This is a genomic window from Proteiniclasticum ruminis DSM 24773 (assembly GCF_000701905.1).
Lineage (GTDB): Bacteria > Bacillota > Clostridia > Clostridiales > Clostridiaceae > Proteiniclasticum > Proteiniclasticum ruminis.
Genome location: NZ_KL370832.1, coordinates 343,031 through 366,541 on the forward strand (window position 1 = coordinate 343,031; position 23,511 = coordinate 366,541).

The window sequence follows — 23,511 nt, forward strand, 5'->3', positions numbered from 1 at the left end:
TATCCCTAGCACTGATCGTCTGAAAATAAGCTCTTTCATGAGTATTTGGATCTTCCATCATAGTAGCTGCCCGATGCTACTACGATCGGAGAAACATGCAAGGATGTGATTCAGCTTATGCGTTTACACTATACATAACGGCTGAGAAGCGCTCTTTCGATTCCAGTCTAGCAATAAGAGTGATTAGCCTCACCCAGATGAATCATGTTCCATATCTGCATTATCCAGTGATATGATCCCCAATCCAAGTTAAGAATTAAATAACAAACAAAGATAAAATATACAATACAAGGAGTGAATATATTGAGAGAATTTAAGATAAGCTCTAATAAAGGTTTGACTTTAGTCGAAGTTATTGTAACTCTAGCAATTCTTGGTATTGTGATGTCTACAATATTATCTCTCAATTTATTTGGATTAGAAAGCTTTACCTTAACAAATAGAACTGCTGATAATCAGTTTGATGTGAGAATGCCAACAGATTTTATTGCCAAGAAAATACGCTACGCTGACAAGATTAAAATATTAAATAATATAAATATGACACCAGAACCAGGAGCACATCAGATTTACGTAGAAAACGGCAAACTAATATATAAGGAATATGGTAATCCGACTAAAATTATTGGAGCGTCAGATAACGGAGATTATACTTTTATTGTGAATAAAAGCAATAGAGGTGGAAATCTAGTAAGCTATACTATCGGTAAAAAAGGTACAAGTATATATGATCTTAAAACTGAAGTAATTGGCTTGAATCTATCGAAAACTATTTCAGGTGACTCTACCGGAAGCTATATAGAATTTACAACAAATAATGCTGATAGTGTTGAACCCGTTTCAATAACTGAGTTGATAGATCCAGCTTCCGTAATCACTGTTATAGGTGGAATAATAAATATGCCTAAGAGAGTTATGGCAATAATGTCTGATGGTACTTCTAGAGAAGTGGCTGTGAAGTGGCAACCTTCATCAATAGATACTTCAGTGAGCGGATATAAATCGAGTGTTGGTAGAGTAGTTGGTACGGATGATACAGTAACGCTGGGCGTTTTGATTGGTGACTTTAAAATTGTAAATATTGAGGACATTACAATAGAAAAGAATTTAAATGAAGAATTTAGTATGCCGACAAAAGTATCGGCCAAAGTTGAGTCAATTTATGCTTCAGAAGAATTAACATTAGAGGTTCAAGTTTCCAGCTGGGATAAGAATTTAGATACATCAGAAGTTGGAATTTACGAAGCAAATGGATCAGTAGAAGGATATGTAGATATTTATGGGAATAATAAAATTATTAAGTTGTACCTCGAAGTGATAAACGAACCAACTGTTTCTATTGAATCTATAGATAAAATAAGGGTCGAAAAACTTAGAGGTTCAATCTACGAGCTTCCCAAAAATGTTCCAGCTATAATGAGTGATGGAACTGAAAAGTTTGTTTCAGTGACATGGAATAATACTACTATCGACACTTCAACTATAGGAACCACACTGTATTCTGGTATGGTAGCAGGATATTCCGGATTTGTTCAATTAGAGCTAGTAGTTGTTAATCAAAAGCTTATAATAGATAATGTGTATATTTTGCATAGAGCAAACGGCAACAGTGATAATAGTATTATAAGGGTAAGTGGTAATATTGGTGCTACAGTAATATTAATTAAAAAGGATGGAAGCGAGATTAATTCTGAAGTGATAGGATCTACTGGTGAGGTTGAAATAAACAAGATAAACTTATTTAAAGACAAAGGTATACAGGAAATATACATTAGAAGAGATGGTTGGCAGAATAGTGAAAAATTTAGTATTGAAGATGCCCAGGAAGATTAAAGAATACTTTATAATTTATCTAATCTAGCGGATCTATAATTCGCTAGGATAATGTAATGTTAATCTTTATTTTGAGAATGAATACCTTAAGTCAATTTATACATACTTTCAATAATAAGATAAAAACAGAGGCGGCTATTGTAACTGTCTCTGTTTTTATCTTATTGTGTTATCTAAGTCGTGCCAAATGTATGAAGACAATAAAGTACCGTATAGAAATCTAAGTGCGCTAGTGTGATTATTAGCGATAAAGGTAGCAGCTACTTGGCCTCGTCCTTACCTTTATGGTGAACGATCGTTCTTATTTATTGTTCCATGGCTTGTCAGTTCAAGATTGGTTACACTAGATTCTCTTATCCGTCGTTGTTCTTCACGTACTCCTACAAATACAAATGGGTATTCAGCCCATTCGCATTAGCTTTCCCCATAATGCTATAGATAGCAGCACTAGATGCTACAACTATATGGCTCCCAAAGAAAAGCTAGTTTTCCTATTTTTTTCTTAATTTTTTTCTTAATGATTAATATTGGCCACCATATACTAGTTAGTTGTTACAATACTTTCATGACCTAACCAGATAACGATGGTCGAAAAAACTAGTCCGGACTAGAGCAGACTCATGGCAGTAGAATATTAAAGGATGAGGCACATATGACCTTGTTTATCAAGGAAGGTCAGCCAATAATGGCCTTGTTCACAATGTTTTCCAGTTGATACCTTATATTTGACCATATTAGGTATGCAAAATTTCTTGTCGAAAAGACGAAAGCATCAACCTCTATTCGGTTATGATGAAGTTATCTGGTCATCTGCTTCTGCATCGCTTCCCACAAAGGGACAGTTCATCTTCTCCTGCAATGTCCATATTGCAGTGTCATTTTGTCTTAGATACATCCTTGTTTTTCAGATTATTCATCTCTGAAACCAGCATGCCTGAGTTATACAAGAGCAGTAATTTGGATTTGTACTTTGGAAGTGGACAATATAGTAGCTTTCCAAATATCACATTATTCAAATATCATTAGAAAAGTTAATCATTAGAAAATATATCATGAAAAAACAGCCTATATTCAAAGGATATAGTTGAACACGGTAAATATTTCAATTATAATTAAATGATGAAACATACTGACAACAGCATAGTTTGAGCATAATCAAATGAAAAAAATCCGAAGGTGAATGCAGGAGGAAAGGAATGGAAAATAGAGACGGTCTCCCAATAGATTGGAAATGCATGATGGACTATTCCAGTGCCATGATACAGTCCATTGATCTACAGGGAAATTTCTTGTATTACAACGATGCCTTTAGAAAAACTTTAGGTTATACAGATAATGAAATGAAATATCTGAACGTCTGGAAACTTCTATCTCCATCCTCACGAAGAACCTATGAGGAAGTGTTGCAGCTGGTGAAAGAAGGAAAGGAACCCGGAGAAAGGGAACTGACCTTTGTGAGTGCATCTGGCGGGGAAGTGGTTCTTAGTGGACTTATTTCAATTTCCAAGTCTACAACCGGTGAGATTTATGGTACCACAGAGTTCTATAGGGTCTATGCCTATGTGGATGCGCCTTTTTATATTGACAAAAGCTTTAGAAAGGAACATGACGCGCAAAAAAGCCTGGACTACCCTCATGGAAACTATGATGGGAATATGGTCTTGGGCCTTGCGGACCTCAATAGTCCCGTCAACAGATTTTTAGACTCCATCTATGATTTGGTGTTCTTTAAAGACATCCATGGGGTCTACAGAGGCTGCAATAAAAATTTTGCAGAACTTCTCAATCTGCCAAAGGAGCAGATTTTAGGCAGGAATGACTATGATCTGTACACCGATGAGATTGCAGATATCTTTGTCAGTAAAGATCAGCAGATCTTTAAAGATCTCACCCCAAGAAAAAACGAAGAATGGAACACCCGAAATGATGGTTCCAGAAACTATATAGAAACACTGAAGACCCCATATTTTGGACCGAACAACCAGCTCATGGGCGTACTTGGCGTCAGTCGTGACATTACAGAGCGGAAGCTCGCAGAAGAGCGCCTGGAAGAGAATGAAAGACTTCTGGACATCTACTTTACCCAGAGTTTAAGCGGAAAATTTTTCATGATGCTGGACCATCCTGTAAAGTGGAGACAAGAGAATCATGACAGCGCTCTGAAAGAGATATATCATAACCTGAAAATGAACCGCATCAATCCTGCCATGGTCAGTCTATATGGCATATCAGAAGACGCACTGCTGGAAAACACCATTGTGAAAGAAGTTTTTACGGATATCGAGGAAGGGAAAGACCATTGGCTGTCCCTTCTCCATAAAGGCCATCACCAGATGGTGTTGGAAAAGAAGAAAAAATCCGGAGAAACTCTATATATTTCCAGTGATTATACATGCCTGTACGACAGCTATGGGCAAGTTCTTGGCTTCTTCGGAAATCAAAGAGACATCACCAAGGAAATCCATGCGGAAGAAGAAAGAAAAACCAGGGAACTGTATCTTCAGAAGATTCTGGAGACCGCCACTGACGGCTATTACGCAGTGAATGAGAAGCTGATCATCATCGATGTCAATGAAGCCTACTGCCGGATGTCCGGATACACCAAAGAAGAGCTCATCGGATCTTCTATTTTTATCCATACGGTGAAAGAAGAGGAAGAAGGAGTTCTGGAAAGAACCAAGAAAATCCTGGAAACTGGATCCGCGCTCTTTGAATCGAGACATCAGAAGAAAGACGGAACAGCCTTTGACGTGGAAATCTCCGTGTCTGTTTTAAGCGATCCCGATACCATTTTCATCAACTTCATCCGGGACATCACAGAAAGAAAACAGCTGGAGAGCTACTTCCTCATTGAAAAAGATCTCTTCAAAAACACCATCCATTCTGCGGCAGACGCTGTGATTTCCACAGACGATCATGGAATTGTGATCATCATGAACAGCATGGCCGAGCAGATGACTGGCTGGAATCAGGATGAGGCCTACGGAAAGAAACTGGAAGAAATTCTCCATGTGGAAGACCGCAATGGAAATCCAATCGGAGATATTGCCAAAGACTGCATCAGCCGAAGCGAGACCGTTGAGTTTTCCCAGGATCACCGGATTGTAGCAAAAAATGGCAGTGCAGTCTTTGTAGAACTTTCAGCCTCGCCCATTTCAGGCAGTGGAAGTGAAACCATTGGCGCAGTGGTGATGTTTAAAGATGTCACAAGACGCCGGGCGGAAATGAAGAACATAGAAGACCTCAGTTTCAGGGATGCCCTTACAGGGCTCTACAACAGAAGATTCTTAAATGAGACTATCGCTTCAAAAGAAGAGCTATTGGGACTGCCCCTCACCATCATGGTGGTGGATGTCAATGGACTGAAACTCACCAACGACGCCTTTGGGCATTCCGTGGGAGACGCTCTCCTGCAAGCCGTGGGCAGAATCTGCAAAGAAGTCACAAGGCCTGGAGACATCATCTGCAGAACCGGTGGAGATGAGTTTGTCATCCTTCTTCCAAACAGTGACAGAGCCCAAGCGAAGGCGCTCAAAGACCGTATTGTTTCTGTGGCCTCCAAGACCCATGTGGAATCCATGCATGTGTCTCTGGCCATCGGATACTCTGTTATGAGGCACTCAGAAGAGCATTTTGATGATCTCTTTGCAGAAGCAGACAACAACATGTACAGAAACAAACTAAGATACGGAAAAACCGTTAAGAAGAGAACCATGGAAAAGCTTGTGCAAAAACTCAACACAAAGCACCCTGAAGTCATCAACCACGCAAAAGAAGTCTCCAATTACGCGATAAAACTTGCTCAGGTTATTGGACTGGAAGAAAATGAACTGGAGAATATTAGGCTTGCGGCCAACTATCATGACATCGGAAAAGTCATGGTGCCCAAAGAACTTCTGAAGAAGAAGGAAAAGCTCACAGATAAAGAAGTGAGCCAGGTGAGAAAGCATGCAGAACTTGGATACCAGCTTCTGAAGGAAGTGGATGAATATAAACACATCGCCGAAGTGGTTCTCAGCCATCATGAATGGTGGAACGGTACAGGATACCCTCAGAACCTGAAAGGCTATGACATCCCAAGAGCAGCCCGCATCATTTCTGTTGCGGACGCCTATGAAACCATGACCGGAAAACACAGCTACAGGAAGCCTCTTTCCAAAGAAGACGCAGTGAAAGAGCTGAGAAACTTCTCCGGCATCCAGTTTGACCCGGATCTTGTAGAACTGTTTATACAGAAAGTGCTGAATGAAATATAAATGAAAGCTCTGTCTTTAGAATGTTGCATTTTAGAGATAGAGCTTCTTTATTTTTAGAATCTTGAAACAATTTATGAATCCTTATACAGAAAGAACAAAAGGCAGAGCAGTTGTTGTATGCTGAATATAAAAAAGAATAGAAGGAGGACATAAAAATGAATGAGAAAACACCAAACTTCAGTTTAAGGATCATTGTCACGGCTACTTATTTACTGATGATACTCATGAACGCCCTGGCGAACATTCTGCCCATCAACGGAAAAGGCACAGGGGAAATTTCGGATTCTTATCCCAATCTCTTTGCGCCAGACGGCACCACCTTCGCCATCTGGGGCGTCATCTATCTTCTTTTGGGGTTTTATGTGCTATACCAGCTGGGTGTTTTCAAAGGTGGCGCAAGGGCAGGAAACAGCAGGCTGCTTTCTCGTATTAGCATCATTTTTTCCATCTCCTCAGTGGTGAACAGTCTCTGGATCCTTACCTGGCATTATGAGGAGATTACCTTTTCTCTTCTTCTCATGCTGATTCTTCTTCTTTGTCTCATCTACATCAATCTCCAGACAAAGTCCGCAGTTCTCAGTCTCCGGGAGAAGTTCTTCGTAAGGCTTCCTTTTAGCGTATACTTTGGATGGATCACTGTGGCCACCATCGCTAATGTAACAACGCTTCTGGTGGATGTAAGTTGGAACGGCTTTGGTGTTTCTGAGAACCTCTGGACGGTGCTGATCCTCTTTACAGGCACAGTCATCGGGATCCTTACCCTGTTTTCTCAAAGAGATATGGCCTATGGTGCTGTTCTTATTTGGGCCTATGGGGGAATTCTTTATAAGCACCTGAAACCAGAAGGATTTGACAAAGCCTATCCCATGATCCTCTTTACCGCAGGGGTCTCGATCTTTCTCCTTGTTATGGCAGAAGGATATGTGTTCTTTTCCCAGAAAAGAACGAAGAAATAGAGGGGTAAGGTCTTAGTAAACTTTTTTGAAATCTCATTGAAACTGCGTATTTATCAGAATACTGGCTGGATACTGCGAATAAATTAACAATGAAAACAGGAACCTGGCAAAAAAATAAAGATATAGCAATTCTTTAGGGGAAAGGTCTTTGCATCGGAAATTTCACACTCCTTCCGAAATATCCTTATGAATCAGTCAAGAAAAAAAGGAAATATTTATGATGATAATGTTTACATAAGCTTGGCTCAAGGCGTTCAAAGATTGAACATCCACTTTTATCCGGTATAATAAACCTATGAAACAGTGAAAAAGGGGTGTTGTTTGTGATCAAAGAAATCAAAATTCAGCTGAGAGAAGATAAAAGGGAAATTCCACAGGACATCAGCAAAGTGAAGTTTGGAAAGACTTTTTCAGATCATATGTTTTTGATGGACTACAACAGTAAAGACGGATGGCACGATGCAAGAATCGTACCACATGGACCCATTCCCATGGATCCAGGCGCCATGGTGTTCCACTATGCCCAGGAGATCTTTGAGGGAATGAAAGCCTACAGAAGACCTGACGGGGGGATTCAGTTCTTCAGACCCTACGAGAACATCAAGAGAATGGCAAGATCCGGAGAAAGAGTCAGCATGCCAGCCATGGATGAGGATATGTTCATGGAAGCGCTGAGAAAGCTTGTAGAAGTGGACAAGGACTGGGTGCCATCTGCTCCAGGATCGTCTCTCTATATCAGACCCTTCATGTTTGCAACGGATGTGGGTCTGGGCGTACATGCTTCAGACAGCTATCTTTTCTGCATTCTTACCTGCCCTGTGGCCAGCTACTATCCAGAAGGCATCAATCCCATCAAGATCATGATCGAAGATGAGGATGTGCGTGCAGTTCGTGGCGGCACAGGATTCGCAAAATGCGGCGGTAACTACGCAGCTTCCATTAGAGCTTCCAAGAGAGCTTCCGAAAAGGGCTTCTCCCAGGTGCTTTGGCTGGACGGGGTAGAAAGAAAGTATATTGAAGAAGTAGGCGCCATGAACATCATGTTCAAAATTGGCGGTAAGATCATCACACCAGCTCTGAATGGCTCCGTTCTTCCAGGCATCACCAGAATGAGCAGCATGGAACTTCTAAGATCCTGGGGATATGAAGTGGAAGAACGCCTCATCAGCGTAGATGAACTCATTGAAGCCGCGAAAAACGGCACTTTGGAAGAAGCTTGGGGTACAGGAACAGCAGCGGTGGTTTCCCCAGTGGGAAGACTCACCTATAAGGGGGAAGATTTCACTGTTCAAAGCGGTGGCATCGGCCAGGTGACCCAGAAGCTCTATGATGGCCTCACAGGCATCCAGAGCGGAAAGCTTGAAGATACCTTCCAGTGGATGGAAAAACTCGAGAAATAAACGTATAAAGCAAAATCCCTCCTGTCATCCTATGACGGGAGGGATTCTTTTGTTCTGAACAGAAGGATAATAAAAAAATAATTGCCTAGGTAAGGGCTGGACTTTTCAGAACTTGAGGCATATTGATCGGTTCAGGCTGGTGTTCATAGAGTGTGATGACTCCCTCATAAAGAAGTTCCAGATTCTCCATGCTGTAGAGATCATCCGGTGCAATAAGCTCCGGTTCCTTGTCAATGTCATAGACCTTGCTGTTGATGAGGATCTCTGATACAAACTGGGAGCAGAAGTAATGATGTTTCCGTTTCAGTGGGATCCCGAACTTTGCGCCCAGAAGCCCCAGCAGGTTATAGTGATATTTTTCCGCTTCATTCTGAAACTTTGACAGCTCATGCTTTAAAGAATCATACTGCAGCGGTGTGACCTTCACTTTGTAGATGAGGCATCGGGCATCGGTAAATTTCTTGTAGACACCGCCTTTGAGGTTCTCTTCCACAAATCCGCCTGAAAAGGGATTGTTGGGATTCTTCCTGCCGAAGGAGTACATTTTTGTAAAGGTCTCATCAAAGCTGATGGAGGCATGGACATATTTCATGTCTGAAAAAGTAGCAATGGCTCTGGAAAGCCATGTGCCTGTTTTCGTGAAAACCAGGTAGATATATTTCTTTTCCATGTAATTTCCTCTCTTGTTTTAGTACTTTACCAGTATAGTATAGATTTCTTATAATTCCATGATGTTTTCATAAAATAGTAGAAAAACGAATAGTATCATTATAGTCTTTATTTCTCTCTTTGTGAATCCAGAAACAAAAATATTAATACACGCTGTATTTTGTATTTTGACTTTTATGGTGAAAGCTTCCTTCTCTATGACAATCTAGGATGAATCTACCGTTGTAGCCTTCTGCCACATAGACAGAAGGCTCAACTTGAAAAACTTCCATGAAATGAAGAATGTTTCAAAAAGATGGCAGACTACTATATGGAGCGCTACATTTCGTGTTATGATAAGAGAAAAGAATATTCATTGGGGGAAGAAATACATGGTGGAAGAAAAACGCTTTGCAGTACTCATAGACGCAGACAACGTCTCTGCAAAGTATATTAAGTATATTTTAGATGAAGTTTCCAATTATGGCGTATCCACATACAAGAGAATCTATGGAGACTGGACTTCGCCAGGATCTGCTTCCTGGAAGGACATCCTTCTGGAAAACAGTGTCACGCCGGTTCAGCAGTACAGCTATACCGTTGGGAAAAACGCCACAGACTCTGCCATGATCATTGATGCCATGGATATTCTTTATTCAGGCAATGTGGAAGGGTTCTGCATCGTTTCCAGTGACAGCGATTTTACAAAGCTCTCTTCGAGACTGAGAGAATCCGGTATGCTGGTGGTGGGTATGGGAGAGCAGAAAACACCCAAACCTTTTATTGCAGCCTGCAATCAGTTCAAGTATCTGGATGTTCTGTTGGCTTCTGAAGAAGGTGCAAGGACACCGAAGAAAGAAGCATCCGCTGGCAGCGACGGAAAAACCAAAGAACAGACACTGCCCATAAAGACCAACGGCAAGAGCGAAAAGCTGGAGGACCAGAAGTCCATGACGGATATGGAAGTAATCAAGTCCACCATTTTGAAAATGATGAATGAGGCAGAGACCCAGAGCATGAACATGGGAGAAATCGGAAACCGGCTGGTGAAAAGATATCCGGATTTTGACGTGAGAAACTATGGAGACAACAAACTGTCCAAGTTCCTGAAAAAACTTGATTTTCTTGAATTCCATACAAAAGGCGACGGCACCTCTGTGTGGGTCACTTTAAAAGGAGAAGGCAAGGAAGTTCAAGAAGAGGCAAAACCACAAGCACCACCTAAGAGAGCCGTATACCGAAGGAAAAAGAAAAAGTAGAAAACAGGCAGGAGATACATCCTGGAAGCATCACAGGAAGAACGTTCTGTGGTGCTTCCTTTTATGAAGGTAAAGATAAACTCCTGAGCATCACGGGAATTGGAGGAAAAGCGCAGGAGCAGGCATAAAGTCTTCACTGCCTTTCATAAAATATTTCCCGTAAAAACCTTGTCAAAATCTATTTCTTTGCTATAATAAAGAAGCAGGTTTAACTGCCCTATGGGAGGATAACTCAGCTGGGAGAGTGTCACCTCGACAAGGTGAAAGTCGCAGGTTCGAGTCCTGTTCTTCCCACCATAGCAAGAAACTGGATTTCTTTTACGAAAGAAGATCCAGTTTCTTTTTTTATGCTGATTTTTGAGTATACTGAGAGTAATAGAAACATGAAAGAAGGGAATATAATGAAGATGAAAGGTGTCATCCATACATTTTTAGGAGAGCTGATCCTCACAGAGGAAGATGGATATATTACTGCAGTGGATTTTGACGGCAAGGAAAAGGCAGAAGAGGAAAAGAACACAGAATACACACCACTGATGCTCGAAGCTAAAAAGCAGCTTCAGGAGTTTTATGAGGGTAAGAGAGATCAGTTCACACTGCCCCTGAATCCCAAAGGGACACCTTTCCAGAAGAAGGTGTGGGAGGCGCTTCTCACCATACCTAAAGGAGAGACCAGGTCTTATCAGGAAATCGCAAAGCTTTGTGGCAATGAGAAAGCCTCAAGAGCTGTGGGCATGGCAAACAACAGAAATCCCATTCCTATCTTCATCCCTTGTCATAGAGTCATCGGAAAAAATGGTGCCCTTGTGGGCTATGGGGGAGGCCTTCCAATCAAGGAAGCCCTTCTTCGTCTAGAAGGATCTATGCTTTAGGCTTCACAATTATGAACACAGAGCACTTCTGATGTTACGAGTTTTTTACCCCTTGGCTAAGAATTGTCCTCATCTCTTTGGTAAAGTCTATACTAAGATCAGAAACCAAAGAAAGAAAGGAGAATGAGCAAATAATGAAACAATATGCAGGAAGTTACAGAACAGAAGAAGAGGCGGCTTTGGCCATCAAAGATCTGGAGCCTCTTTTGACAGAAGACACAGAAGTGACCGTGCTGACGCGGGTCCCTTACGCATTTGAGAGAATCCGAAGCGGCCACGATGCCAGATATTATACTGATGCTCCTGTAGGCATGATCTACCATGGAGACAGCTTTTTGGAAGTCCTCACCACAATGCATCAGGAGCATCTGGATGAAGACACCATGAGGCATCTGACAGAAAAATTCATGGACGGAGAGATTCTTCTCTTTCTTGGGGACAAGAAATCTGAGGAAGACGAAGTGCCGATCACCCCGGGAACGTATGAGATGCCGGAGGAAGAAGGCAGATTCATCAGACCGGATCTGAAAGAGACTGAAGTGCCTGGCCGTGACCTGGAGGAAGAAGACGCCCTGGGTATCACTGAAGAAGAAGCACTTCACAGGCTGGACAGAAACCGTGAACCCTATCATGGCAGTGTGGATGAAAGAAATCCCTTTGATCCGGACGAGCCAAGATTCATACCATAGAAAAAAGGCACTTCATGTTATTGGAGTGCCTTTTCCTATGATGGTCTGAAATTTTAGTTCTCATTTGAAAGTGTCAGTTTTCCGTCCACAGAAGTCAAGAGTAAAGTGGATTCTCTCTTCTCATTGAAGGTTGGTGTAATGGAAGACATTGCAATGACTTCCTTTTCTTTATCGTGAAATACAAGATTCAGCGTTCCAGGTTCTTCTCTAAAGGTGAAAGAAAAATCGTCGCCTTTTTTGATGGGCGATCCGTCAGCGAACATACCGCCTCCAGCCTCATAAGCTTCTCCGCCTCTTGAGTAGGAAATCTCATAGACTTCAGTTTCCGATTGATTTTCGATGATTACCTGGTAAGAATTTGCATCCTTTTCACTTCCTGTAGAACTGCAACCTGATAAGAGCATGAAGGTAAGTGCTGCGAAAAGCAGAAGCGCAGTGAAGCCAGTGTGGTTCTTGGAATTATATGTCATAAATAGACCTCCTAAAATTTGGTTGTTACTGTATTATAACATATTTTTATTGTTAAACAATAAAAATAAAATGAAATAGAATAAATTTTTGAACTTTTATGTTTTAGGATTTTAAATTGCACACATAAATTCTCCATAAACCTCTACATCCACAATTAGAATCGGAAGTGCTGTTTCAATCTAACACATCTGTATTGTCATCTTGCTGCTTCTTCCTCAAAGGAATGACATTATGGCAGCATTTCAATCTTTTCCTTCAGCTATGAAAGAAACCAGAAAACAGCAGATTTCGATGGAAACTCGTGAATCCTGTATTTTTTGTAAATCTTGTGAATTTCTAAACAGTTTTAGGTATTTCTGCGTTAAAATAGAGTCATGTAAATGTTTACGAAATAATGAGCAAGTGGAGGAATGGTTGTGGAGAATACGTTATTGAAAGTGGGGCATCCCATGACAGACGATGCAGCAAAACTGGATCAGGATAAGAAGGGGTTCACGAATTTTCTGACGCAACATCTTGGACGGAAGAAGCTTCTGGTGATAAGAGATGCGGGCAATGAAGAGGGTATTTTGGAAAACCTGGAAGACTATGCTGCAACGAAAGGGTACCATCTTCTATATCTGGATGGAGAGAAGATTACTGCCCAAGAAGTGAGAGCGCTGTCTGAGAGAGGTGCGGAGAAACTTCTTGTCGTCATAAAGAACCTTTCTAAAGCAGGGCATCTTGGTGTCATAGAGGAAGCATCTATGTTTAGAGCCATTTTAGATCTTTCAGACCCAGGTAACGATGAGCTGCTATTTCATCAGGAAAGTGCCTTTCTATTTCTTGCAGATGAAAACTTTCCCAGCACAAAACTTTCCACTGTAAGCCTCACCTGGGCCTATGAGTCTGCGTTTTATGACGGCAGAGCTTTTCGGGAGAAGGTGCTGAGCCATATGGAGAGATATCGGGAAAAGGTTCTTCGGATCAAAGAAGAGGGCACGGTGCGAGGGAAAGCCTATGGACACATCCTTCCAGAAAAGAACTATCATGAGAACTTTCTGCCCCTTGTACGGGAAGATCTCATCACCTCACCTTATCTTTCTGGTATACACTGGCACAGATTTTCCCATCACCTCAATTCCTCTCAGGTTCTTGGTGTGAATTTCTTTTATCCGCTCCTGAAAAAAGGAGAATTAAGCAGCTTTCTTTCTCTTTTCGGCCTTGAGGCCCCCAAGGGATATGATCCGGTGCACCTTTCTTTTTCTAAACTGTCTCCTGTGGAGACCTCTGTGAGAAGAAAATCCTGTTTTGATTTTCATGCAGAGCTTCAAGGGGAGGAAGAGCTCTATATCCTTTCGAACTATACAGACGGATGTTTCGGCAGAGCAGAGAAAGAGAATTTTATGGAGAAATACACTGCGGTCTATGAGTCTCTTCTTTTAGCCAGTGACATGATTGAAGACCGTTTTAAGAACGAAGCCTTCTTCATGGAAGAATACCGCTATATGAGAAGTCTCCTGCATCTGAAGGAAAAGAGCAGACTGCTGGTGCTTCTCCCAAGAGAAAACTTCCAGCTGCGCGAAAAAGCGCTGTATTTTAAAGATCATGTGCTCACTGAAAAAGGAAGAGAACACTTTTATCCCGTGGTCTGGGAAGAGGTCATTGACAGTCTTCTGAATCAGCTCTCCGATCCGGAGCTCTCCAGGTACTATGAGACTGAACTTAAAGACAAGTACTTCAGATATTAAGGTCCATCCTATAAAAGAGGAGACGGTTTATATGAATCAGGACACTTTTGCTAAAATCAGAACATTCATCCGAAGAAATGCCAGGCCCCTGGATTACATCCGATGGAAGATTCATTTTGAAGGGGAGACAACGGAAGAAATACTCACCCTTCTTTCTGCCTACCAGAATAAGGACGGCGGCCTGGGACATGGTCTGGAACCAGATTTTTTGAATCCATCCTCCACCCCCATGGCCACCTGCCATGGCATTCTTCTTCTGAAAGAACTGGGGATAGAGGACAAGAGCCATCCTCTCATCCAGAACATCTTCCGGTATCTGGCCTCGGGTCATGGGAAGCGTCATGGAAGATGGCTGTTTTCGATGAAAGAAAACGAGAACCACCCTCATGCACCCTGGTGGAGCGCTGAAGAAGAAGACGGCACCTTCAGCAGCTATAATCCCACCGCACCTCTTCTCCGGTTCATCCTGGACAAGGGTGAGTATGAGACGGATCTTTATTATCTTGCCCTGAACACAATGGAAGAGCTGAAAAAAGAATTCATGGAAGGAGATAGTTTCTCCATGCATGATCTCATTGCATTGGAAGAACTTCGTCCGTACCTGGATGAAGAGCGGCTCAATGAGCTTATAGAAAAGAACATAGAAAAGAATCCCGCAAACTTTAAAAACTATGTGCTACGGCCCACACACATCATAAAGTCTCCGGATCATCCACTTTATAGAAAGATGAGAGATCTTGTAGATAAGGACCTGGAGTTTTTGGAAGGTAGTCTTCAGGAAGAGGGCTACTGGGACATCAACTGGGCATGGGGAGCCTATGAGGACAGCTTCTACGTTTCCAGAAACTTCTGGAGATCCGATCTTTCCATCCATAATCTTCTGCTTCTGAAAGCCTTTGGGAAAATCCAGCCTTACTAAAATAAATGAAGTTTTCAGATCATCAGATTTTCATATTTTCAGATGCATCTCTACCACAGGAAGGGATGCATCTGTTTTTCTTTTTCTTTCCTCTGGTATAATGGAAGATGAATTGGAGTGAAGAAAGATGGAAACATGGAAAGAAATGGAAGACTGCAGGATCTGTCCTCGAGACTGCGGCGTCAATAGAAATCAAGGGGATCTGGGATTTTGCAGAGTCCCTGCGGAAGTGATTCTTGCTAGGGCAGCTCTTCATCACTGGGAAGAGCCCTGCATCTCCGGGAAAAGAGGCTCAGGAACGGTGTTCTTTTCAGGATGCAACATGGGGTGTGTCTACTGCCAGAACCATGAGATTGCCTTAGGTGTATATGGGAAGAAGGTATCTGTGAAAAGGCTCTCGGAAATCTTTCTGGAGCTTCAGCATAAAGGAGCCCACAACATCAATCTGGTGACCCCCAGCCACTATGTGCCACAGATCCGGGAGGCAATCCTTACATCCAGAAGCCTTGGCATGACGCTTCCTATTGTGTACAACAGCAGCTCTTATGAAAAAGTGGAGACTTTGAAGATGCTGGATGGTCTTGTGGATATCTATCTTCCGGATTTTAAGTACTATGACGAAGACTTGGGACTTCGATATTCCAGGACCAAAGATTACAAAGCTGTTGCCCTGGAGGCAGTGAAGGAGATGGTGCGCCAGACAGGAGAGCCGGTCTTTGATGAGGAAGGGATGCTCCTAAAAGGCACCATCATCCGGCATCTGTCTTTACCTGGAAGCCTAGGGGACTCTAAAGAGATCCTAATGCTTCTGAAAGACACCTTCGGAAACGGTGTCTATTTCAGCATTATGAACCAGTACACCCCCCTGGAGGTGTCCAGAAAATACCCAGAGCTTCAAAGAAAGCTCACAGAGGAAGAGTATCAGGAACTCATTTCCTTTGCGCAGCTTCTGGGCATAAGAAAAGCCTTCATCCAGGAAGGAGAAGCCCAAGATGAAAGCTTTATTCCTCCATTTAATGGAGAAGGACTTTAAATAAAAGGAGTTGATGCATTTGATGAAGCTCACAAAAAAGGAGGAAGAACTTCTCCTGCGCTATATGGAGGGCATACATGAGCATGAAGAAGTGCTCCGGATGAAAACTTTTATTCAGCATGGGGACACCAGCACCTATGACCATTCTTTGGAAGTGACAAAGCTCGCATTTCTTCTTTCCAGAAGGCTGCCTTGGTCCTTTCATGAGAAAAGCATCGTCAAAGGCGCAATGCTTCATGATTTTTATCTCTATGACTGGCATGTGCCAGACCCAAAAAGAAAGAGGCTCCATGGACTCCACCATCATAGGACTGCCCATAAAAACGCCATGAAGTATTTCAGGTTAACTCCTGTAGAAGAAGACATCATTTTAAAGCATATGTGGCCCCTGACGATAAAGCTGCCCCGATACCGGGAAAGCTACCTGGTGACCTTGGCGGATAAAATTGTCAGCATCAAAGACACCTTAGGGTTTACAAAAAGAAAGGAAAGAAAATGACAAATCAGCATGAATTAGAAAACACAGAAGCGCTCTTACCTAAAGAGGACTTTCAAAAAAAGATTCTGGACTGGTTCCATGAGCATAAAAGGACCATGCCCTGGCGGGAAACTCCACTACCTTACTACATCTGGATTTCAGAGATTATGCTCCAGCAGACCCGTGTGGATACGGTGATTCCATATTTTTACAGATTCATTGAGAAATATGATACAGTGAAGGCTTTGGCCAATGCCGAAGATGAAACTCTTCTGAAGCTTTGGGAAGGCCTTGGGTACTATAACCGGGTACGGAACCTTAAAGTCGCTGCAGGAGAAATCATGGAGCGGCATGGGGGAGAAATTCCGGAGAACTATGAAGACCTTTTAAAGCTCAAGGGCATTGGAGAATACACCGCAGGCGCCATTTCCTCAGAAGCCTTCGGAAAGAAAGAAATCGCCGTGGACGGCAATGTGTACCGGGTCATGGCAAGACTTCTGGGAATCCGGGAGGACCTGAAAAAACCCTCTGTCATGAAAAAGATCAAAGAAGAAGTCCGTGGGCTTCTACCAGATACTCTGGTGGGGGACTTTAATCAGGGCCTCATAGAGCTGGGCGCTCTAGTGTGCATTCCCAATGGAAGTCCCAGATGCGGGATCTGTCCCGTGAAAGACTCCTGCACTGCTTATAAGGAGAACCTTCAGGATGAGATTCCGCTGAAGGTCAAGAAGAAAGAGCGCAGGGAAGAAGAGCGTACGGTGCTCATTTTCCGTCATGAAGGAAGATATGGCATACGAAAAAGGGAGGAAGGAGCCCTCCTTGCGGGTCTTTATGAGTTTTTTCATGAAGAAGGACACTATGATGCCCATCTTATAGAGGAGTGGGTGGAAAATCTCGGAGGAAAACCTTCTGCCATTTATCCTCTGAAAGACAAGAAGTTTCTGTTTACTCATATTCTATGGAAACTCAAGGCTTTTGTGGTGGAACTAGAGGCTCCCTTAGAGGAACTTTTGTTTCTCACAAGAGAAGAGATTAGAAGCAGCTACAGCCTGGCCACAGCCTTTCGGGACTATTTCGAAGAACTGGGCGAAAACGAGGTGGAGTGAGAAGAGAGGGGAGACCTCTCTTTCTGACTTTGTGAAAAAAATCTGCAATAATGAGGTACCTTTTGTGAATAGAGTTCCAAGGATTGAAAAAGAATGTTAAAATGTAAAGGTAAACATGACATAATTTTATAAATATAGAGGGGGAGACATATGGAGACAACAAGAAAAGTAATGACCGGTAATGAAGCTGCCGCCAGAGGGTTCTACGAAGCAGGAGGACTTCTTGCATCCAGCTACCCAGGTTCACCCACCGTTGAGCTGTTAGAAGCAGTGAAAGAATACAAAGAAATCTATGCAGAGTTCAGTGTCAATGAAAAAGTGGCGCTGGAGGTAGCCATCGGCAGCTCTTTTTATGGTGCCCGTTCCATGGTATCCATGAAGCATGTAGGTGTCAATGTGGCCATGGATCCACTGATGACCTTCACTCAGACACCCACTCAAGGAGGCTTTGTCCTGGTGACGGGAGATGATCCTGGCATGGCCAGCTCTCAAAATGAGCAGGACAACAGGATCATCGGAAAGTTCGCCAACATGGGCATTCTTTATCCCGGAAGCAGCCAGGAGGTGAAAGACTCTGTGAAGTGGGGACTGACCCTGTCAGAGCAGTTTGAAATGCCCTTCATGGTGGATGTGACTTCCCGGGTCTGCCACGGACGTGGCATTGTGACCTTAGGAGAGCGTGAAGAGCATAAACCAAAAGGATTCACGCCAGACAACAATAAGTTCACCATGCTGCCGCCCATCACCCATGCCAGGCAGTATGCCATGAAGGAAAGGCTGGAGGCTCTGGCGGAGTATGCCTATGATGCCCCCATGAACCTCTACCATGAGGTGGAAGGCTCCAAAGTGCTTCTCGTAGCCACAGGTCTTGTCTATGAGAACTTAAGAGAGCTTCAGGTGCCCTACAGCATCTACAGACCAGGTCTTGTGTATCCCTTAAGTGCGCGCAGACTGAAAGAGCTCCGGGAAAAGTATGACCGGATCATCGTCATTGAAGAGATGATGCCATTTATAGAAAATGAGCTGAAGCTCATGGGCATCCACTGCGAAGGAAAAGAATGGTTCTCCTTCACCGGAGAGCAGAACTCCGAAGAAATCGAAGAAGGACTTCTAAAAGCAGGCCTTCTCACAAAGAAAAGATTCCTGTCTTTTGACAAAGACCCTGTGGTCGTAAGACCGCCCATGTTCTGCTCCGGCTGTCCTCATCGGCCTGTCTTTGACATCCTGAAGAAGATGAAAGTCACGGTCATGGGAGACATCGGATGCTACTCTATGTCTGTTCTTCCGGCCTTTGAAGCCTCCCACAGCATGATCAGCATGGGTGCCACTGTAGGTATTACAAAAGGCATGAATAAAATCATGAGAATGGAAGGCAGCGAGAAGCCCCTTGTGTCCGTCATTGGAGATGGAACCTTCTTCCACTCGGGCATGACCGGCTTTGCCAATCTTCTCCACCAGCTGGATGAGAAGGACAATATGACCTTCATTGTGCTGGAAAACGGCACCACAGCCATGACTGGCGGCCAGCAGAACGGGTCCAGCGGAAAATACGACGTCAATGATGACATGCATATGGACATCAAAGCCATTCTGAATACCATGGGCATTGACAATGTGCAGTATGTGGACCAGTTTGACTACAAGCTCTTCCGGGATACGCTGAAAGAGGAAGTGAAGAAAAAAGGCATTTCTGTCATCATCGCCACCAGACCCTGCGCTCTGAAATTCAAAATCAAGGAGCCCCATTACTATGTGGATCCCAACATCTGCATCGGCTGCAGAAGCTGCGTAAAAACCAACTGTCCGCCCATCCGCATGAAGGAATATAAGGGGATTGAAGGCCTCAAGTCCTTCATTGACCCTGAGATGTGTGTAGGATGCAGCGTATGCTCCCAGGTGTGCCCTGTGGGCGCCATCAAACCATCCAGGAAGGAGGCATAATTTATGGAGAACATCAGTATCATCATTGCAGGCGTGGGAGGACAGGGACTGGTCCTTGCAACGAGAATTCTCTCCGAAGCGGCTTTTTCCCAGGGTCTTGATGTGAAGACCAACGACGTGGTGGGTCTCTCCCAAAGAGGCGGCACCGTCTGGGGCAGTGTCAAGATGGGGGAGAAAATCTATTCTCCCAACATCCTGCCCAAGGAAGCGGATATCATTCTAGGCATGGAGCCTCTGGAAGCGCTTCGCTGGAGCCACATCTTAAAAGATGGCGGAAAGATCATCCTGAACACCAATAGAGTCTACCCAACCCCCGTGCTTCTGGAAAAGGAACCCTACCCGGAGGAAGCCATAGAAGGACTCAAGGAGAAGTTTGAAGTCATTGAGATCGATGCCCAGAAAGAAGCAGAGGCTTCCGGAAACATTAAAGCCGCCAACACCATCCTCCTGGGCTTGGTTTCTAAATATCTGCCCATCGAGGATCAGGTCTTTGAAGAAGTGCTGAAAGCCCACGTTCCGCCAAAAGCTGTGGAGGAGAACCTCACAGCCTTTTATAGGGGGAAACGCTATGGCAGCTGAGAAGAGAGTATTTATTGCCATGGAGCTCAACAGTGTGCATCGGGAGAATCTGAAGGAATCCCAGAGAAGGTTGGCCAAGGATCTTGAAAAGGGGTATATTGTACCCGAAGAGAATTTCCATATGACCCTGGCATTTCTTGGGGAGCAAAGTGCCGAAGCCATGCACCGCATTCTTGATGCCATGCTGGAAGTGGCCCTTCAAACACCAATTTTTCTCACCTATATGGGAAATCTTGGAGAATTCACCTTTCCCAAGGGGGCTACCTACTTCATGGGCATCAGGAGCACAAAAGAGCTTCTTTCGTTAGAGGAATCTCTAAAGGATGCCCTTGGAAGAAGAGGCTTTCCCATTGAGGAGCGTCCCTTCCATCCCCACATCACCCTAGTGAAAAAAGGAAAACTTCTGCCGCAGTCTGAAGGTTTAGAAGCCATGAACGAGAAGATCCATATGCCGAAACTGCCCATCCTTGTCGATAAGCTTATTTTATTTGAGTCCATTCAAGATGGAGAAGGCACCCGGTATGAGTCTCTTCATGTGGAGCCCCTGGTGGCAAAGCGCCAGGAAGTCTAGAAAGACAACGTAAAACATGATAAAATAGTGAAGCTCCCCTTCAAAAAACTGAAGGGGAGCTTTCAAAAAAAAGAAGAACATCATCGATGAGATTGATAGCACCATGGGATCCATGGGGCAGGGAGGATCGTAGTTGAAGAAAAATAGCATCACAATGAGAGTAGTGTCACTGCTGGCTGTACTGGTTCTTTTCACAGGCTGTCAGCTGAAAGAGAAGGAGGTCCATGGAGAATCTTCGAGAAAAGAAGGAGAGGTCTCTATTTTTGTCATTTCTGATCCGCATCTTTTATCCTCCCGGATCAATGACAAGGGAAAGGCCTTTGAAAGGTACAGCGTCGGAGGAGATGGGAAGAATCTGCCGTACATCGAAGAAATCTTCTCTGTTTTCATGAAAGAAGTACAGGAGAAAAAACCGGACTATCTCCTCGTCAGCGGAGACTTGACCAATAATGGAGAACGGGCCAGCCATGAAGATCTTGCAGCATACTTCAAGAGTCTTGAAGAGCAGGGTACAGAGGTGCTGGTGACACCGGGAAACCATGATCTTCAAAACCCTCACGCCAGAGGTTTTCTAGGGGACAAGCAGATGAAAGTGGATACGGTGACATCAGAGGAGTTTACAGCGCTTTATAAGGATTTTGGATTTCAAGATGCCCTGTACCGGGATGAAGCTTCTTTGAGCTACGTGTATGAGGCATCCGAGGATCTTTGGATCCTCATGATGGACACCAACAGATACAGTGAGAATGTAAAGCTTGGCTACCCCCAGGCAGGGGGAATTTTGAGTCTTTCCTCCTTCCAGTTCATGAGACAGGTGCTGAAGGAGGCCAAGGAAAAGGGCATTGAAGTCATTTCCGCCTCTCATCACAACAGCATCATCCATGCGCAGAACGCTGTGGAAGACTATGTCCTGGACAACAGCGAGGAGTATGTGAACATTCTGAAGGCTGGTGGGGTGAAGCTGAACCTCACAGGCCACATCCACATCCAGGACATCCAGAAGGATCCTCACGGCAGCCAGTACTTCGAAATTGCTTCTGGTGCTCTTTCTGTCTATCCCCACAAATATGGGCAGCTTCTTTTTGGTAAAGAAGAGGGCATCCGATACGAATCGGTGAAAGTGCCCTTAGATACCGTCATGACAGGAAGCCGTCTGAGTGAGTTTGAAAGCCTGGATGCCCAGTCCAAAGCTTTCTTTGCAGCAAACAGCTCTTCGAGAATCTACCACAGGCTGATCACAGAGGAAGGGGAAACAGAAGAGGATGCAAAGGTTATGGCAGAAGCCGTGGGAGAGCTCAATGCACTGTATTTTGGTGGAGATGAAGACCAGTTTTCCGAAAAGCTTTTACAGCACCCTGGGGTGCAGCTGCTCCTTCTTCGTGAAAACACCAGAACATCCCAGTATGTCACAAGGATGCTCACAGAGGAAGGTCCCGATGACAACAGACTTTTCATTCCACGGGCGGCTGAAGATTAACAGATTGGAAATGATTTTTCCTGTGGGATGGTTTTCATGTTCAGAGATTCTGGTAAATAACTAAGAGATTCATGAAATTGTCTTTTTTAGGTTGACAGAAAATGACCTGTGTCTTACTATAGACCTAACAATTGAATAGTGACCTCATCTTTTTCAGGTGAGGTAGAGGCGCGGTGTTTATGAGACTGTAGAGGAGCTGAGGAAGCGATGATTCTACGGGGGAGGAAAAACCGCCGAAGTGTGGAATGCCCTCAGCTTTCCATGCTGGGACTGCAGCAAACAGCTGCTGGACTGTCCATAGGCCAATACCCAAGGCCCTATGGTTGAGCTATCTTATCAAGGGAAAGAAAGGGGAAAGTAGGATTGTATGTACAATGCCTGAGTTCGTCTCAGGCATTTTTTATTTTATAAAAATTTATAAAAATCAACAAATAGAAAGAAAAAGGAGAAATTTATCATGAAGAAGATTGTATTAGGATTACTCATCAGCGCTGTGACAGTACTTGCAGGGTGCGGAACCAAAATAGATGCCCAGAATGACGGAGTATTTAAGGTAGGAATGGAAGCAGGATATGCTCCATTTAACTGGACCCAGAGCAGCAACGCCAATGGTGCTGTCGCCATTGATGGTGGACAGGAATTTGCAGCAGGATATGACGTGGAGATTGCAAAGAGAATTGCCGAAGGTCTTGGCCAGGAACTGGTCATTGTGAAGATTGAATGGGATGGGCTCATTCCAGCCGTGAAGTCTGGCACCATCGATGCCATCATCGCTGGTATGTCGCCCACAGACAAGAGAAGAGAATCCATCGATTTCTCCGACAATTACTACATGTCTGATCTGGTGCTGGTGGTGAAGAAGGGCGGCGCATTTGAAAATGCAAAGAACCTTTCTGACTTCAGCGGCGCAAAGGTTACAGCTCAGCTGAACACCTTCCACTATGATGTCATCGATCAGATCCCATCCGTGGAGAAGCAGACAGCCATGGAAAACTTCGCTTCCATCAGAGTGGCTTTGGAGTCCGGTGTTATTGATGCTTATGTGACAGAAAGACCAGAAGCGGTGAGCGCTTCTGCCGCCAATGAGAACTTTACCTTTGTGGAACTGGAAGACGGATTTGAAACTTCTCCAGACGACACCGCCATCGCAGTTGGTATTAAGAAAGGAAATGAAGCGTTTCTAGCAGAAATCAATGAAATTCTCTCTGGCCTCTCTCTCGAAGAGCAGCAGAGTATCATGGATGAAGCGATTCTTTCCCAGCCATCCCAAAACTAGTGATTTAGAACTTCTCG

Annotated in this window: 19 protein-coding genes, 1 tRNA gene and 1 riboswitch; of the genes, 18 read left to right on the forward strand and 2 right to left on the reverse strand. The window is 43.8% G+C overall.

All coding sequences use genetic code 11. The features are described from left to right. Window positions 1-303: 303 nt before the first annotated feature. The 4 genes from T487_RS15640 to T487_RS0114775 all read left to right on the forward strand — a co-directional run bounded on the left by T487_RS15640 (window position 304) and on the right by T487_RS0114775 (window position 8,445). Window positions 304-1,833: an Ig-like domain-containing protein gene (locus T487_RS15640; RefSeq protein ID WP_036909598.1), complete on the forward strand. Its 1,530-nt coding sequence runs from the start codon at window positions 304-306 to the stop codon at window positions 1,831-1,833. Window positions 1,834-3,029: 1,196 nt separating this feature from the next. Then, window positions 3,030-6,089 carry a PAS domain S-box protein gene (locus T487_RS0114765; RefSeq protein ID WP_031577904.1) on the forward strand — a complete coding sequence of 1,020 codons (3,060 nt, stop codon included), beginning with the start codon at window positions 3,030-3,032 and terminating at the stop codon, window positions 6,087-6,089. A 155-nt stretch (window positions 6,090-6,244) separates the two neighbouring features. After that, complete coding sequence (locus T487_RS0114770) at window positions 6,245-7,045, forward strand: hypothetical protein (RefSeq protein WP_031577905.1); 801 nt, start codon at window positions 6,245-6,247, stop codon at window positions 7,043-7,045. A gap of 326 nt (window positions 7,046-7,371) precedes the next feature. Then, window positions 7,372-8,445 (forward strand): branched-chain amino acid aminotransferase, encoded by a 1,074-nt coding sequence (locus T487_RS0114775; RefSeq protein WP_031577906.1) that lies wholly within the window; start codon window positions 7,372-7,374, stop codon window positions 8,443-8,445. 85 nt (window positions 8,446-8,530) lie between these two features. Here T487_RS0114775 and T487_RS0114780 read toward each other — a convergent pair whose 3' ends face one another. After that, window positions 8,531-9,115, reverse strand: coding sequence for a hypothetical protein (locus T487_RS0114780; RefSeq protein ID WP_031577907.1), 585 nt, complete (start codon window positions 9,113-9,115; stop codon window positions 8,531-8,533). Between the two features lie 370 nt (window positions 9,116-9,485). Here T487_RS0114780 and T487_RS0114785 point away from each other — a divergent pair, with 370 nt between their 5' ends. The 4 genes from T487_RS0114785 (at window position 9,486) to T487_RS0114800 (ending at window position 11,913) form a co-directional block, all read left to right on the forward strand. Continuing rightward, window positions 9,486-10,352, forward strand: a complete 867-nt coding sequence (locus T487_RS0114785) for an NYN domain-containing protein (protein ID WP_036909600.1) — start codon at window positions 9,486-9,488, stop codon at window positions 10,350-10,352. Between the two features lie 221 nt (window positions 10,353-10,573). Further along, window positions 10,574-10,649 (forward strand) — tRNA-Val (locus T487_RS0114790). Between the two features lie 104 nt (window positions 10,650-10,753). Next, the gene (locus T487_RS0114795; RefSeq protein ID WP_031577909.1) at window positions 10,754-11,224 is read left to right on the forward strand and encodes a methylated-DNA--[protein]-cysteine S-methyltransferase; all 471 of its coding nucleotides are present in this window, start codon (window positions 10,754-10,756) and stop codon (window positions 11,222-11,224) included. Between the two features lie 134 nt (window positions 11,225-11,358). Further along, on the forward strand, window positions 11,359-11,913 hold the full coding sequence (locus tag T487_RS0114800) for a hypothetical protein (protein WP_031577910.1): 555 nt from the start codon (window positions 11,359-11,361) through the stop codon (window positions 11,911-11,913). A 53-nt stretch (window positions 11,914-11,966) separates the two neighbouring features. Here the strand turns inward: T487_RS0114800 and T487_RS0114805 are convergent, their stop codons facing one another. Next, window positions 11,967-12,383 (reverse strand): hypothetical protein, encoded by a 417-nt coding sequence (locus tag T487_RS0114805; RefSeq protein WP_031577911.1) that lies wholly within the window; start codon window positions 12,381-12,383, stop codon window positions 11,967-11,969. 417 nt (window positions 12,384-12,800) lie between these two features. Between T487_RS0114805 and T487_RS0114810 the strand changes: the two genes are divergently transcribed. The 10 genes from T487_RS0114810 (at window position 12,801) to T487_RS0114860 (ending at window position 23,494) form a co-directional block, all read left to right on the forward strand. Then, a complete protein-coding gene (locus T487_RS0114810) occupies window positions 12,801-14,114 on the forward strand; it encodes a PGN_0703 family putative restriction endonuclease (protein WP_143004601.1) in 1,314 nt (437 codons plus the stop codon). 31 nt (window positions 14,115-14,145) lie between these two features. Next, window positions 14,146-15,033, forward strand: a complete 888-nt coding sequence (locus T487_RS0114815; RefSeq protein WP_051651760.1) for a hypothetical protein — start codon at window positions 14,146-14,148, stop codon at window positions 15,031-15,033. A 127-nt stretch (window positions 15,034-15,160) separates the two neighbouring features. Then, entirely contained in the window at window positions 15,161-16,066 is a 906-nt protein-coding gene (locus T487_RS0114820) for a radical SAM protein (RefSeq protein WP_031577914.1), read from the forward strand. A gap of 22 nt (window positions 16,067-16,088) precedes the next feature. After that, a complete protein-coding gene (locus T487_RS0114825) occupies window positions 16,089-16,565 on the forward strand; it encodes an HD domain-containing protein (RefSeq protein ID WP_031577915.1) in 477 nt (158 codons plus the stop codon). Continuing rightward, entirely contained in the window at window positions 16,562-17,650 is a 1,089-nt protein-coding gene (mutY, locus tag T487_RS0114830) for an A/G-specific adenine glycosylase (RefSeq protein WP_031577916.1), read from the forward strand. Before T487_RS0114825 ends, mutY begins: the two co-directional genes overlap by 4 nt. Window positions 17,651-17,800: 150 nt before the next feature. Continuing rightward, window positions 17,801-19,591 (forward strand): thiamine pyrophosphate-dependent enzyme, encoded by a 1,791-nt coding sequence (locus T487_RS0114835; RefSeq protein WP_031577917.1) that lies wholly within the window; start codon window positions 17,801-17,803, stop codon window positions 19,589-19,591. Between the two features lie 3 nt (window positions 19,592-19,594). Then, a complete protein-coding gene (locus tag T487_RS0114840) occupies window positions 19,595-20,170 on the forward strand; it encodes an indolepyruvate oxidoreductase subunit beta (RefSeq protein WP_031577918.1) in 576 nt (191 codons plus the stop codon). Next, a complete protein-coding gene (gene thpR / locus T487_RS0114845; RefSeq protein ID WP_031577919.1) occupies window positions 20,160-20,741 on the forward strand; it encodes an RNA 2',3'-cyclic phosphodiesterase in 582 nt (193 codons plus the stop codon). The genes T487_RS0114840 and thpR overlap by 11 nt, the downstream gene beginning before the upstream one ends. A 133-nt stretch (window positions 20,742-20,874) precedes the next feature. Beyond that, window positions 20,875-22,218, forward strand: coding sequence for a metallophosphoesterase (locus T487_RS0114850; RefSeq protein ID WP_051651761.1), 1,344 nt, complete (start codon window positions 20,875-20,877; stop codon window positions 22,216-22,218). Window positions 22,219-22,373: 155 nt separating this feature from the next. After that, a riboswitch (Lysine riboswitch) is annotated at window positions 22,374-22,557 on the forward strand. Window positions 22,558-22,675: 118 nt separating this feature from the next. Continuing rightward, window positions 22,676-23,494: a transporter substrate-binding domain-containing protein gene (locus T487_RS0114860; RefSeq protein WP_031577922.1), complete on the forward strand. Its 819-nt coding sequence runs from the start codon at window positions 22,676-22,678 to the stop codon at window positions 23,492-23,494. Window positions 23,495-23,511 lie beyond the last annotated feature (17 nt).

Coding starts and splice junctions, on each gene's coding strand:
- T487_RS0114820 (WP_031577914.1), top strand. CDS start 15,161: ATGGAAACATGGAAAGAAATGGAAGACTGCAGGATCTGTCCTCGAGAC.
- T487_RS0114815 (WP_051651760.1), top strand. CDS start 14,146: ATGAATCAGGACACTTTTGCTAAAATCAGAACATTCATCCGAAGAAAT.
- T487_RS0114785 (WP_036909600.1), top strand. CDS start 9,486: ATGGTGGAAGAAAAACGCTTTGCAGTACTCATAGACGCAGACAACGTC.
- T487_RS0114765 (WP_031577904.1), top strand. CDS start 3,030: ATGGAAAATAGAGACGGTCTCCCAATAGATTGGAAATGCATGATGGAC.
- T487_RS0114780 (WP_031577907.1), bottom strand. CDS start 9,115: ATGGAAAAGAAATATATCTACCTGGTTTTCACGAAAACAGGCACATGG.
- T487_RS0114795 (WP_031577909.1), top strand. CDS start 10,754: ATGAAGATGAAAGGTGTCATCCATACATTTTTAGGAGAGCTGATCCTC.
- T487_RS0114860 (WP_031577922.1), top strand. CDS start 22,676: ATGAAGAAGATTGTATTAGGATTACTCATCAGCGCTGTGACAGTACTT.
- T487_RS0114805 (WP_031577911.1), bottom strand. CDS start 12,383: ATGACATATAATTCCAAGAACCACACTGGCTTCACTGCGCTTCTGCTT.
- T487_RS0114835 (WP_031577917.1), top strand. CDS start 17,801: ATGGAGACAACAAGAAAAGTAATGACCGGTAATGAAGCTGCCGCCAGA.
- mutY (WP_031577916.1), top strand. CDS start 16,562: ATGACAAATCAGCATGAATTAGAAAACACAGAAGCGCTCTTACCTAAA.
- T487_RS0114840 (WP_031577918.1), top strand. CDS start 19,595: ATGGAGAACATCAGTATCATCATTGCAGGCGTGGGAGGACAGGGACTG.
- T487_RS0114770 (WP_031577905.1), top strand. CDS start 6,245: ATGAATGAGAAAACACCAAACTTCAGTTTAAGGATCATTGTCACGGCT.
- thpR (WP_031577919.1), top strand. CDS start 20,160: ATGGCAGCTGAGAAGAGAGTATTTATTGCCATGGAGCTCAACAGTGTG.
- T487_RS0114825 (WP_031577915.1), top strand. CDS start 16,089: ATGAAGCTCACAAAAAAGGAGGAAGAACTTCTCCTGCGCTATATGGAG.
- T487_RS0114800 (WP_031577910.1), top strand. CDS start 11,359: ATGAAACAATATGCAGGAAGTTACAGAACAGAAGAAGAGGCGGCTTTG.